Origin of the sequence: Enterococcus malodoratus ATCC 43197 (genome assembly GCF_000407185.1) — a bacterium.
GTDB classification, from domain to species: Bacteria; Bacillota; Bacilli; order Lactobacillales; family Enterococcaceae; genus Enterococcus_A; species Enterococcus_A malodoratus.
The window spans coordinates 1,406,740-1,419,709 of the sequence record NZ_KE136481.1 but is presented as its reverse complement, the minus strand read 5'-3'; the positions used below and the strand labels follow the sequence as shown (position 1 = coordinate 1,419,709).

Genomic DNA, 12,970 nt, shown 5'->3' with positions numbered 1-12,970 from the left:
AGTTCTTCCATGGCAGCTGCTTGTTTTGATAGAATTGCTCCGCTTGACGACTATAGAATAATCAAAATGCAAGTATTTAGATAGCGGGAATTTCGTAAAAAACAGAAAAAGAACAATTCTCAATTGATAATTCTTAGCCATTGTTTAATAAGTTATTAACAAAATCTTAACGCTGTTAAAAACCTTTTATATCAACGTTTTTATGATTTTTAATCGATTTTTTTAAAATAAAAACAATGAAAGAACAATTCGTTTAACTAAATTATATTTCTTCTGTTTGGAATGCTTCTATAATGTGGATGAGCAAAAAAATAGTTGGAAAGGAGTAGCGTGTTGGGAATTTTTGAACGATTACTCGGAAAACGAAAAATGGCTGAGAAACAACCTAAAAATAACGAAAATAAAGATGTTGAGTCGTGCTGGAAGCCGCTGCCTGCGTTTGTTTCTTCAGATAGAAATGAGCATGAACGTGTCAGTTTGATTGCTACAGCTATTGCTGCGGGCGACCACCCGAACAGCCAGTTTGTCGTAAAAAGAATTATGAAACGCAACCCCGAAGTTCGTTTGGTTTCAGTGATTGCGGCCAGCTTAACGGCGACCACCATGAATGGAAATCAGCTGAATGTAAAAAGAGTAGCTAAGAAAAAATAGATGGAGGCATCATTATGTTAAGAAAATTCAAAATTGCCATTGATGGCAGCGAGTATTTAGTTGAAATGGAAGAAATCGGCGGCGTACCACAACCAGCTGCTGCACCGACGATGGCCGCGACTGCAACACTTGATCCGGAACCAGCAGCAGAACCGATAGTAGAAACTGCTCCAGCAGGGGCGGATGCCATCACAGCACCAATGCCGGGAACGATTTTAAAGATTTTAGTGGCGCCCGGCAGTCCGGTAAAAGAAAACCAGCCATTGATGATTTTAGAAGCAATGAAGATGGAGAATGAGATTGTTGCTGGGAAAGCCGGCACGGTTTCTGCTCTGCATGTAAAAGAAGGCGATGTCATCAATCCTGGTGAAGCGTTGATTACGATCAATTAATTATTATTTTAAAAGAGGAAGTGAAGATTTTTGGAGACGTTGATCCAAGGTGTAATAGGTATGGGCCAAGAGCCAGGTCGGATAGTGATGATGGTTATCGGCGGAATATTGATGTATTTAGGAATTAAGAAAGAGTATGAACCAACGCTGCTTGTTCCTATGGGGCTAGGAACCATCCTAGTGAATTTCCCAGCATCCGGTGTGTTGAGCGCTGGCGGAGAAGCAGGACCTTTTCAAGTTTTATTTGATTTTGGGATCAGTACTGAGCTATTCCCATTACTGTTGTTTATTGGGATCGGAGCGATGATCGACTTTGGCCCATTGCTGCAAAACCCATTTCTACTATTATTTGGTGCTGCGGCACAATTCGGTATCTTTTTTACAATCATCGTTGCCGTAGTGATCGGTTTTGACTTGAACGATGCGGTATCGATCGGGATTATCGGTGCAGCCGATGGCCCAACTTCTATTTTTGTGGCGAATACGTTGAATTCAAGATATATGGGAGCGATCATGGTCGCGGCTTATTCTTATATGGCCTTAGTACCGATCATTCAGCCAATTGCCATCAAGGCAGTTACAACGAAACATGAACGAACGATTCGCATGACTTACCGCGCGGGCGAAGTTTCGCAAACAGCTAAAATTTTATTCCCGATCGTTATTACGATCGTAGCGGGTTTGATTGCACCAGTGTCTTTACCGTTAGTCGGCTTTTTAATGTTTGGGAACTTATTGCGAGAATGTGGTGTATTGGAACGATTGTCTCTAACTGCGCAAAACGAATTAGTGAATATCATCAGTATTTTATTGGGGCTGACAATTTCAGTCAAAATGCAATATGCCGATTTTTTAAGATTAGATACATTAATGGTTATCGGTTTAGGGCTGGTTGCATTTGTTATGGACTCAGTGGGCGGCGTACTTTTTGCCAAGCTATTGAATCTATTCCGAAAAGAAAAAATCAATCCAATGATCGGTGCCGCAGGAATCTCTGCCTTTCCGATGTCTAGTCGCGTGATCCAAAAAATGGCGACGGATGAAGATCCACAAAACTTTATTCTGATGCATGCGGCGGGCGCCAATGTTTCTGGTCAGATTGCCTCGGTTATCGCCGGCGGTTTACTACTGGCGTTATTGACTTAATCAATAAACTATCAATCACCGCAAAAGTCATCCTATTAAATAGAAACAAGGAGGAAGTTTCATGTCAGAAGCATTGCAAAAATCATTGGAGTTATTGGTGCTGGGCTGGGGCGGCGTTTTTGTCGTAATCATGGTCATTTATTTGGCGTCGCTGGCATTAACGAAATTATTTCCAGTAAAACGTTAAGAAAAGAGCATGCCGTATGTACAGGATAAAACGACTTTGGTTAGAAAAAGATCCTAAAGCATATAAGGATTGGTCGTTATTATTGCGAGAGAGCAAGATCGATGTGAATGAAAAACTTGATTACAGTGCGGGGATCTATCAGGGCGACCGATTAATCGCAACGGGCTCTTATCAACGAAACATTCTCAAATGTTTGTCTGTAGCAGAAGAATTTCAATCCGAAAACTTATTAACGCGGCTGGTGATTCATTTATTAGAACGATTGAGAGAGGAAAACCAGACACATTATTTTCTATATACTAAGCCAAGCAATCAAGCTATTTTTCAATCTTTAGGGTTTCATGAAATCGTGAAGACCGATCAGATTCTTTTTATGGAGCAAGGATTGCCGACCTTTGAGGACTATCTCGAGTATTTAAGTCGGAAGAAAAAGGGTGACAGTGCTAGCGGGATCGTGATGAATGCTAATCCTTTTACTAAAGGACATCAGTATTTGGTTGAGAGGGCCGCACAGGAAAGTCCGCTCGTTTATGTTTTTGTCTTATCGGAAGATCGCTCTGAATTTTCTACGGAGGATCGGTTGGAGATGGTCAAACGAGGTGTGGCGCATCTAAAAAACGTTGAGGTCTTATTGACGGGGCACTATTTGATCTCATCGGCGACCTTTCCTACCTATTTTTTGAAAGATCGGACTGAAGCGAAAAAGGCTTCCCAACAAGCGGAGCTGGATGCTCTTTTGTTTAAAGAGAAAATTGCGCCAGTTTTAGCCATTAAACGGCGCTTTGTAGGGGATGAACCTTATTCAGAGGTCACGGAAATTTATAATGAAACGATGCAAAAAATATTTGGTGAAGAATTGACGTTATCTATTTTACCTAGGATCGCTGTTGAAGGAGAGATCGTTAGCGCTACTAAAGTACGAGCAGCTTATCAGCAAAATAATCAGGAATTACTTAGCAGATTATTACCAGCAACGACCTACGATTATTTGAAAGAACAAATTCAATCAAGAGGTGAGGAAGAGTGGAAATCAAGCAAAAAGCTGTCACTGGGACAGTAGAATCAAGTGATATCATGATCACCATTGACCGAAATTCTCAACCGGAGATCAGTATTTCTCTGGACAGCAGTGTTGAAAAGCAATTTGGTCAGCAGATTCGACAAGTGATCAAAGACACATTAAAAGAATTAGGCGTTTCATCCGCCAAAGTCATCGCGGTGGATAAGGGCGCGTTGGACTGTACGATCAAAGCACGAACGATCACGACAGTTTATCGGGCGGCCGGAGAATCCGCCTACAATTGGAAGGAGATCGACTCATGGGACGTTTAAGAAGAACGATGATGTTTGTTCCCGGAGCGAATGCGGCGATGTTGAGAGATGCCCCGCTATATGGAGCGGACTCGATTATGTTTGATTTAGAAGACGCGGTCTCTTTAAAGGAAAAAGATTCTGCCCGCGTGCTGGTTCATTTTGCCTTGAAGACTTTTGACTTTAGTCAGGTTGAGACTGTTGTGCGGATCAACAGTTTAGATACAGATGGCGCGGCCGATGTTGAGGCGATGGTTCTGGCAGGTGCAGATGTGATTCGGTTGCCGAAAACAGAAACAGCGCAAGATATCGTGGATGTTGATGAGGTGATCACCAACGTCGAAGCGGCCAACGGAATCCCGGTTGGGACAACCAAAATGATGGCCGCCATCGAGTCGGCTGAAGGCGTATTGAATGCCCGAGAAATTGCGAAGGCTTCAACTCGCTTGATTGGGATCGCTCTAGGTGCGGAAGACTATGTGACCAACATGAAAACCAAGCGCTATCCAGATGGACAAGAATTATTTTTTGCCCGCAGTATGATTTTGCATGCTGGTCGAGCAGCTGGAATCGCAGCAATCGATACGGTTTATTCCGATGTGGATAATGCGGAAGGCTTCAAAAATGAAGTGTCCTTGATCAAACAATTAGGCTTTGATGGAAAATCAGTCATTAATCCACGCCAGATTCCCTTAGTAAATGCGATTTATACGCCGACTGAAGCAGAGCTGCAAAATGCGAAAGAAGTGATTTGGGGAATTCGCGAGGCGGAGGCCAAAGGTTCGGGTGTCATTTCAGTGAATGGCAAAATGGTGGACAAGCCGATCGTTGAGCGGGCAGAGCGCGTGATCGCGATAGCTAAAGCCGCCAAACTGATTACAGAGGAGGAGATTTAAGCATGGCGATCAATCAAGTGAACAAAGAAATTCCTCAAGAATACGCAGAAAAATATCAGATTTATGCTGGTGAGCTGGCTCATATCGACGCCTATCAAGAAGCGAGCCGAAAGATTGACCCCGTTCGTCCACGAGCTTCGAAAATGGTAAACGATCTCCGCGAAGCGATTGAAAAAACTGGATTGCAAAATGGGATGACGATTTCTTTTCATCATCATTTCCGCGAAGGCGACTTTGTAATGAATAGAGTGATGCAAGAAATCGCGGATATGGGTTTCAAAAACATCTCGATCGCGCCAAGTTCGATCGCGAATGTCCACGCGCCATTGATCGACCATATCAAAAATGGGGTTGTCACGAACATCACATCTAGTGGACTAAGAGACAAAGTTGGTGCGGCGATTTCTGAAGGTATTTTAGAAAATCCTGTAGTGATTCGTTCCCACGGCGGCAGAGCACGAGCAATCGCAACGGGCGATCTGCATATTGATGTAGCTTTTCTAGGAGCACCTAGTTCTGATGCTTACGGCAATGTTAATGGAACAGTCGGAAAAGCGACTTGCGGTTCCTTAGGGTACGCAATGGTTGATGCGAAATATGCGGATAAAGTCGTGATCATCACCGATACCTTGATGCCGTTTCCGAACACGCCAATCAGTATTCCTCAAACGGATGTTGATTATGTGGTAGAAATCGACGCGATCGGTGATCCGCAAGGGATTGCTAAAGGAGCGACACGCTTCACGAAAAACCCAAAAGAATTATTGATCGCCGAATATGCAGCGAAAATAATTACCAATTCACCTTATTACAAAAACGGGTTTTCATTTCAAACAGGGACTGGCGGCGCGTCATTAGCGGTTTCTCGTTTTATTCGCGAAGCGATGATCAAAGATGATATCAAGGCAGGCTTTGCATTAGGCGGAATTACGAATGCGATGGTGGAATTAGCCGAAGAAGGCCTCGTTGAAAAAATTATCGATGTACAAGATTTTGATCATGCGTCCGCTCTTTCACTTGCAAAAAACGCGAATCATTATGAGATTGACGCGAACATGTACGCTTCTCCATTAAGCAAAGGCTCAGTCATCAATCAATTGGATATCGCGATCCTTTCTGCGTTAGAGATCGATACGGATTATAACGTCAACGTGATTACAGGTTCAGATGGTGTGATTCGCGGGGCTTCCGGCGGACATTCCGATACCAGCATGGCGTGTCAAATGAGCATGATAATTGCTCCGTTGGTTCGCGGACGTATCCCAACAGTGGTTGATACTGTGAATACAGTCGTCACACCGGGAACGAGTGTCGATGTCGTAGTAACTGAGCTTGGTGTGGCTATCAATCCTAACCGCCAAGATCTGATCGAACACTTCAAAAAAATTGATGTTCCGCAATTCAGTATTGAAGAGCTGAAAGAAAAAGCCTACAGCATTGTCGGTGAACCAATGCCGATTCAGTATGGCGATAAAGTCGTTGCCTTGATTGAATATCGTGATGGTTCCATTATCGATGTGGTAAAAAATGTCTAATTCGATTTTTTCTGGTTCAAAAATCAGCTTATCAGAAATGTTGGCAGCACGAGAACTGCGGGTAAAAACACAACGGGAGTTACTGAGCGCGGACACGGAAGAAGTTTTATTATCAGCCACGATGAATATTCCGGGTCCGGTCAAATACTCCGAAACGTTCAGTCAGGTTTTTCAGCGAGTCATGGAAGCCATTGAGGAAGCGGTGAACGATGTCACCCCTTTAGTGAATCTTTTTCGCGAGGAACCGACAGGCATTGAATACTATCTATTGGTTCCTTTAGCTAAAGAAGAGCTGAAGCATCGGATGGTTGAGATCGAAGAGAATCACGATTATGGACGATTGGTCGATCTGGATGTTCTATCCATGGATGGGGAAGAAATTCAGGCGATTGGCAGAGCGGAGTTGAATCTGTTACCGAGAAAGTGCTTTGTATGTGATGCCAACGCCAAAATTTGCGGGCGTTCCCGCCGCCATACTATAGAAGAGATTCAAACAAAAATCGTTGAAATTGTAGAAAAGGGGAAAGTGCATCAAAATGACTAAAAAAATACGTTTCATGGAAACTGTTTTACGCGATGGTCAGCAAAGCCAGATCGCGACACGGATGCCGCTCGCGGATATGCTTCCGATTTTGAAAACAATGGACAAAGCGGGTTATCATTCGTTAGAGATGTGGGGCGGTGCAACATTTGATTCCTGCATTCGTTTCTTGAATGAAGATCCGTGGGAAAGGCTGCGTACCATTCGCCAAGAAGTTAAAAACACAAAATTACAAATGCTTTTGCGGGGACAAAACTTATTAGGCTATAAAAACTATGCGGATGATGTAGTGCGGGATTTTGTAGAGAAATCCATTCAAAACGGCATCGATATTATTCGTGTGTTTGATGCTTTGAATGATGTTCGCAATTTGCAGACAGCTATCCAAGCGACTAAAGAAGCGGGCGGACATTGTCAAACAGCGGTTTCTTATACGACAAGTGATTTTCATACTGTCGATTACTATGTAGCGTTGGCGCAGGAAATGGCTGCTATCGGAGCAGATTCTATCTGTATCAAAGACATGGCGGGAGTTTTGACACCTAAAACAGGGTTCGAATTGGTTAGCCGGATCAAAAAAAAGGTCGATCTGCCGTTGGAAGTTCATACCCATGCGACGAGTGGAATCGCGGAAATGACTTATTTAAAAGTTGCGGAAGCAGGAGCCGACATCATCGATACAAGCATCTCCTCTTTTGCTGGCGGCACGAGTCAACCGGCGACCGAGTCGATGGTTATGGCATTAGAGGAATTGGGTTTTGAAACTGGGATAAAAATGACCGAAGTTTCAAAAATTGCCGAGCACTTCAATCCAATTCGCGACCGTTTTAGAGAAGAAGGACTACTGAATCCAAAAGTTAAAGACGTTGAACCGAAAACGTTGACCTATCAAGTCCCTGGCGGAATGCTGTCCAATTTATTGAGCCAGTTAAAAGAACAAAATCTTGAAGATAAATATGAAGAGGTATTGAAAGAAATTCCAAAAGTGCGGGCAGATCTAGGGTACCCGCCGTTAGTGACTCCTTTATCTCAGATGGTGGGAACTCAAGCGCTGATGAATATTATTTCGCAAGAACGCTATAAATTGGTCCCAAGTGAGATCAAGGATTATGTTCGCGGTCTGTACGGCCGGCCGCCTGTAGCGATCGCAGAAGAGATCAAACAAAAAATTATTGGGGATGAACCAGTAATCACAGAACGGCCAGCCGATTTGATTGCTCCGCAACTAGCAGCCTTTGCGGCAGAGATCGATGGTTATGCGAAAACAGCAGAGGATGTTTTATCCTATGCTTTGTTCCCGCAGCAAGCCAAAGATTTCTTAGGCCGCCGTGAAGATCCTTTTTACGATGTACCGATTCAAACAGTGGATGTCACGATTGATGTAGTATAAATGAAACGTTCCTCGTCCCGCAAAAGAGACGAGGCGTTTTTTCGCTAAGAGGTTTCGAATTTTTATCATTAAGTCAGTTATGGTCGGCGCATATCTTTTTTTGTTTAAGAAAAGAATTGCTATAATTTAGATGAAAATGGAACAAGGGGGACGCACGATGAAAGAAAATTATTTTTTGAAATTTGAAAAAGCAATCAGTACGATCGTTGATATCTTATTGGCTTTGCTGATCATCGTTGTGGTGATCGTTATGGGAGAGGGAATTTTTAATATTATTCTACATGTGATTCCGTTAAATAATGTCTCTGAATTGACCCTGTTGATCGAAGAAATCGCGACGCTCTTCATTTTGCTGGAGGTCATTTTGATGCTGCTGCGCTACATCAAAGAAGGACACCATATTCCTGTACGTTATTTGATTTTGATCAGTATTACCGCTATCTTGCGAGAACTTTTATTGGCCCATGGAAATGGTGCTAATTCCTTATTGCTGTCGATCTCTATTTTGGTTTTAGTGGCCGTCTTGTTTCTATTGGAAAAAGTCAAAGCTTTTCATAAAGGAGAAAAATAGCGATGTACCAGAAATGGCACATCGCTATTTTTGTTATGTGGCATGTCAAGCTAATGAAGCAGTTTTACGCGATTTCAAAATGTACTGGATTCCTGTATAGAAAATAATGACAATTACTAAATAGGTAACCATTGAAATGTCTAAGTTCATTAAGAATTGTGAGGCGATGATTACACCGGGGATACCACCGATCGTAATCGCCAAAGCAATCTTTCTAGAGTAAGCTTTCTCACGAATGAAGTTGATACTAGCGACTGGCTGAAGTCCCGCACATGAACACATCATGATCGGAAAGGCTGCAAGTGGCGTCATTCCCAACATGTAGACCATCGCCATACATGGTGCGTATAAACCAACGCCGACTGTCATCAAAGCTCCAAATAAGAAGTTTCCGATGATTCCGATGATCAATTTTGCTCCGGTCAATCCCATCGCGGTGTTCCCTTTTCCTAATAACGCAATGACTTCTGTCTGACGCAACAGCATCAAAATAGCCGTAATCAATAGTGCCCAGCCGATCCATTTTTGAACGGCTGTTTCCGATAATTTTGTTACAAATTTTGAACCGAACCAAGATCCAACGATTGCCGCGAGGATCAAGGCAACTAGTGTTAACGCATCTACTTTGATAACTGTGACGAAAATCACAGCTTCAGTCAATACAGGGATCGCATGTCCAACGTTTAAAATCCCTGGTAATTTTCTATCGTCATTGTTTTGTTTCGTAATGTTTAACATCATGGTGGTGAGTGCAAAACTCCCAATTCCGATCGTGTCCGCAAAGTCCGCGATAAAACCAATAATACCGCTAATCAACCAATTTCCCGGTCCTAAATCATCACGATGAGCCAATACATCGCGTACAAGCATGAATGCTTGAAAGATCATCAGACCAATCAATACATAAAAAATAATCTGTGCCATAAGTCCTCCCATAGCTCCTTTTTCTATAATTATAACAATAAACAAAATGAAAAAACACAAAATCCGAAAATTTTGTGATTCGTTGAACTATTGGTATGGAAAATAAGTCCTTTTTAGCTCAAAATTCAAGAAACAATTTTAGAAATTCTCGGCTGGCTAAAGAGAGTAATGACGGGTTGCGATAGAGGATGCCGACTTTACGAAATACCGGTTTTTCTAACGGTCTCGTCTCAATTTGGTAAGCGATTCGCTGCAAAATTAATTTTGGCAAAATACTGATGCCTAAATTTTTCTCCACCATTGCTAAGATAGAATAATCATCCCATGTCCGAAATTTGATCTGCGGCTGGACCTTAGCATCCGTCAATAATTCGGTGATATCGGAATTGCCTTCACGTTCCAGTAAAATAAACGGCTGATGCTCTAAATCCGTTACAGGAATCTTTTCTTTATTCAAAAAAGGATGTCCCTGTGGCAGAACGACCAGTTGTTCATCATCATGCAGAAACTTTTGTTCCAAATCATGAGCAGCAGGCAAGCGTGAAAAACCAAAGTCAACCCGACCTTCTAATATCCATTGCTCGATCTCTTCGTAGTCGCCCAACAATAATTCAAAATCGATCTTAGGATAGTCAGCTTGAAAAGTTTTGATCGCCTCCGGCAGCCAGTGAGTTGCGACACTAGAAAAAGTCCCGATACGGATCAGGCCCGTGTCTAAATGCCCAAGCTCGGCTAGTTGATTTTGCAGCGTTTGATATTTCTCTGCTAACTCTTTAGCATAAGGCAGGACATTCATACCGTCGGAAGTCAGGCGCAGGCCAGCACGATTTCGTTCTAATAAGGTAATGCCCCACTCTTGTTCAAGATCACTGATCATGCGGCTGATCCCGGATTGAGAATAGTTCAAAATTTTAGCGGCCTTAGTAAAGCTACCTAGTTCGACCGTTTTGACAAAAGCGATGTATTTTTGAATGTTCATATCCATGGTTGTTCCTCCTTGTTTGTATTTCTGAGAAAAGTTGAACTGATATCTTTGCATCTGTTTTCGTCATGCTAAATATGATTAAAATTCGTTTTTGTAATCTTAGATTCTATGATAGATTACTACTATTAACTATTCAAGAAGGAATGAGTAAAATGGTCTTTGTAAGTGAAGTGTATACGGCGGTGCCCGCAGCATGCGACACGCCTTTGCAAGAAAAGGTCTACCAAGTCTTGCAAGAATTAGAAATAGATTTCCAACGGGTGGAAACTGAGGAAGTCATCACGATGGAGGATTGCCAGCAGATCAATGAACGGCTGGATATGGATATGGTGAAGACGCTGTTCTTATGTAATCGTCAAAAAACTAATTTCTATCTATTCGTGACTAGTGGTGATAAGCCGTTTAAATCAAAAGAATTTAGTCAGGCCTTAGAAATTGCCCGCGTTTCTTTTGCGTCAGCCGAGCGGATGGATTCGATGCTGGGGACAAAAATTGGTGCAGCGACAATTTTCAGTACGTTATTGAAGGAAGCCGGAAAGGTCCAGCTTGTTCTGGACAAGGATGTTTGCGACCAAGAATATTACGGTTGCAGTGATGGAACTACGACTGGTTACTTGAAATTGAAAACGGAGGATGTCCTGAAGAAATTTTTGCCTTATGTAAAACGGCAGCCGAAGATTATTGAAGTATAAACGATGAGCATGAGCTCGTAGAGAACGACTTTGAAGGAATCAAGCAAAAAATAGCTGAGGCTTAAGAGGATTCGGTAGAAAATTATTTTTTAATTTGACGTGAATAAATTTTAAAGTGTTCAAAAGGTGGAATCAATCTTTTGAACACTTTTTATTTGCGCAAATTTAAATAAACAAGTTTTGGACTATTTATTTCTCAGTTTTTCTTAGCTATAAAATTTATTATTTAAAAAATTCTAAACTATTTTTATTAGATATGCTAAAATTTTAAGTATGATTTGACGAAATAAGGGGGACTTGCAATCAAAAAAATTGTCTTTTTATTAGTTACTCTATGCTTAATTTCTTTAGAAACACCTGCCTTTGCGGTTGAAGATATTATGGAAATAACTAAAGCAGCAGGGTATACAGATGTTTTAGAGGTGAATAAGCCAAAAGCTTCTATCGTAATCGATGGAGCGAATGGTCAGATATTATGGGAAGAGAATTCCGAAGTAGTGAGGGAACCGGCGAGTATATCCAAAATGATGACCGTCTTTTTAGTATTTGATGCCATAAAAGAAGGCAAAATGAATTTGGATACTAAAATCACAGCGACTGAGAAAGACCAAGAAATCAGCCAATTGTATGCGATCAGCAATAATAAAATTGTGGCGGGTGTCGAGTATCCGGTAAGAGAATTGCTAAAAATGGTCATTGTTCCGTCATCGAATGTGGCGACAGTGATGTTAGCAAACACCGTTTCAAAGAATGATTCTGGTGAGTTTATCCGAAAAATGAATGAAAAAGCCAAAACAATCGGAATGAATAAAACGGCTTTTTACAACTGTAGTGGTGCATCCGCGGTAAGTTTTGAGGGACTTTATAATCCAGCCGGTTTTGATCCGAATGGAAGCAACACGTCTACCGCCCGTGACTTGGCCACGATGGTCTTCTTTTTACTCAATGATCATCCCGAGGTATTAGAGTTTACGAGTCAAGCAAAGGTTACTGCCATGGAGGGCACACCTTATGAAGAAACCTTTGAGACATACAACTATTCATTGCCTGGCGCAAAATACGGGTTTGAAGGAGTCGATGGTCTGAAGACCGGTTCTGGGCCTAGCAGTGCCTTCAATTATATTGCTACAGCCAAGCGGGGAAATACGCGATTGATCGAAGTAATACTAGGTGTTGGAGACTGGTCGGATCAAGATGGCGAATATTATCGACATCCTTTTGGAAATGCATTGCTGAAAAAAACCTTTGATGAATACGAACATCGTCTGCTTTTACCCAAAGGAGAACACGGCATAGAGGATAAAACGATTAAACTAGATCAAGACTTCTATGGTGTAGTGAAAAAGAATGAGAAACCAAAACTGACTATCCAAGACAATCAGGTGATGTTAGCGAATAAAAACGAGCAGTTAACCGAGAAGATGCCTAAATTGTCACTAAATTATCAAGAAGCGAAGACGGATAAGGCAAAAAAAGAACAGCTGCCGGCTACAAGTAACTCATCTTCGGATCAAAAAAAGAATTATCTATTACCGGGTGTCCTTGCTGTTTTGGGATTACTGCTCTTACTTTTTCCAATAAAACGGAAATCCGTAGGCAGAACGACAAGAAGTTCACGGAAAAAAGGACCGGCAGTCTTTAAACTTGCAGGTGCCGTGTGTATTTTCATATCGCTCATTCTTTTAGCGATGACGTTTCTATAGCAACTCAGTTACTGCAATAAGACTCAATTTTTTTAGACAACAAAAC

General features: G+C 41.9%; 15 protein-coding genes. 13 read left to right on the top strand and 2 right to left on the bottom strand.

All coding sequences use genetic code 11. The annotated features are described in order from the left end of the window. The first annotated feature begins 369 nt into the window (after window positions 1-369). From I585_RS07085 to I585_RS07040, 11 genes are all read left to right on the top strand, one after another. Window positions 370-651, top strand: coding sequence for a hypothetical protein (locus I585_RS07085; RefSeq protein WP_111945121.1), 282 nt, complete (start codon window positions 370-372; stop codon window positions 649-651). Window positions 652-665: 14 nt separating this feature from the next. Further along, entirely contained in the window at window positions 666-1,043 is a 378-nt protein-coding gene (locus I585_RS07080; protein ID WP_010743072.1) for an acetyl-CoA carboxylase biotin carboxyl carrier protein subunit, read from the top strand. A gap of 30 nt (window positions 1,044-1,073) precedes the next feature. Next, entirely contained in the window at window positions 1,074-2,189 is a 1,116-nt protein-coding gene (locus I585_RS07075; RefSeq protein ID WP_010743073.1) for a sodium ion-translocating decarboxylase subunit beta, read from the top strand. Between the two features lie 61 nt (window positions 2,190-2,250). After that, entirely contained in the window at window positions 2,251-2,376 is a 126-nt protein-coding gene (locus I585_RS23820) for an OadG-related small transporter subunit (protein WP_010743074.1), read from the top strand. A 16-nt stretch (window positions 2,377-2,392) separates the two neighbouring features. Beyond that, complete coding sequence (gene citC, locus I585_RS07070; protein ID WP_010743075.1) at window positions 2,393-3,436, top strand: [citrate (pro-3S)-lyase] ligase; 1,044 nt, start codon at window positions 2,393-2,395, stop codon at window positions 3,434-3,436. After that, complete coding sequence (gene citD / locus I585_RS07065; RefSeq protein WP_010743076.1) at window positions 3,400-3,708, top strand: citrate lyase acyl carrier protein; 309 nt, start codon at window positions 3,400-3,402, stop codon at window positions 3,706-3,708. The genes citC and citD overlap by 37 nt, the downstream gene beginning before the upstream one ends. Beyond that, window positions 3,696-4,583, top strand: a complete 888-nt coding sequence (citE, locus tag I585_RS07060) for a citrate (pro-3S)-lyase subunit beta (protein ID WP_010743077.1) — start codon at window positions 3,696-3,698, stop codon at window positions 4,581-4,583. The genes citD and citE overlap by 13 nt, the downstream gene beginning before the upstream one ends. 2 nt (window positions 4,584-4,585) lie before the next feature. After that, entirely contained in the window at window positions 4,586-6,118 is a 1,533-nt protein-coding gene (citF, locus tag I585_RS07055) for a citrate lyase subunit alpha (protein WP_010743078.1), read from the top strand. After that, window positions 6,111-6,662: a citrate lyase holo-[acyl-carrier protein] synthase gene (gene citX / locus I585_RS07050; protein WP_010743079.1), complete on the top strand. Its 552-nt coding sequence runs from the start codon at window positions 6,111-6,113 to the stop codon at window positions 6,660-6,662. The genes citF and citX overlap by 8 nt, the downstream gene beginning before the upstream one ends. Further along, window positions 6,655-8,049 carry an oxaloacetate decarboxylase subunit alpha gene (locus tag I585_RS07045; protein WP_010743080.1) on the top strand — a complete coding sequence of 465 codons (1,395 nt, stop codon included), beginning with the start codon at window positions 6,655-6,657 and terminating at the stop codon, window positions 8,047-8,049. Before citX ends, I585_RS07045 begins: the two co-directional genes overlap by 8 nt. A 157-nt stretch (window positions 8,050-8,206) precedes the next feature. Then, window positions 8,207-8,620 carry a phosphate-starvation-inducible PsiE family protein gene (locus tag I585_RS07040; protein WP_010743081.1) on the top strand — a complete coding sequence of 138 codons (414 nt, stop codon included), beginning with the start codon at window positions 8,207-8,209 and terminating at the stop codon, window positions 8,618-8,620. Between the two features lie 45 nt (window positions 8,621-8,665). Here the strand turns inward: I585_RS07040 and I585_RS07035 are convergent, their stop codons facing one another. After that, window positions 8,666-9,604, bottom strand: coding sequence for a sulfite exporter TauE/SafE family protein (locus I585_RS07035; protein WP_071879459.1), 939 nt, complete (start codon window positions 9,602-9,604; stop codon window positions 8,666-8,668). A gap of 58 nt (window positions 9,605-9,662) precedes the next feature. Next, window positions 9,663-10,529 (bottom strand): LysR family transcriptional regulator, encoded by an 867-nt coding sequence (locus I585_RS07030; RefSeq protein WP_010743083.1) that lies wholly within the window; start codon window positions 10,527-10,529, stop codon window positions 9,663-9,665. 152 nt (window positions 10,530-10,681) lie between these two features. On the opposite strand from I585_RS07030, the gene I585_RS07025 reads away from it, so the two are divergent. Then, the gene (locus I585_RS07025; protein WP_010743084.1) at window positions 10,682-11,221 is read left to right on the top strand and encodes a prolyl-tRNA synthetase associated domain-containing protein; all 540 of its coding nucleotides are present in this window, start codon (window positions 10,682-10,684) and stop codon (window positions 11,219-11,221) included. Between the two features lie 380 nt (window positions 11,222-11,601). Further along, window positions 11,602-12,924, top strand: a complete 1,323-nt coding sequence (locus tag I585_RS07020) for a DUF1958 domain-containing protein (protein WP_010743085.1) — start codon at window positions 11,602-11,604, stop codon at window positions 12,922-12,924. Window positions 12,925-12,970 lie beyond the last annotated feature (46 nt).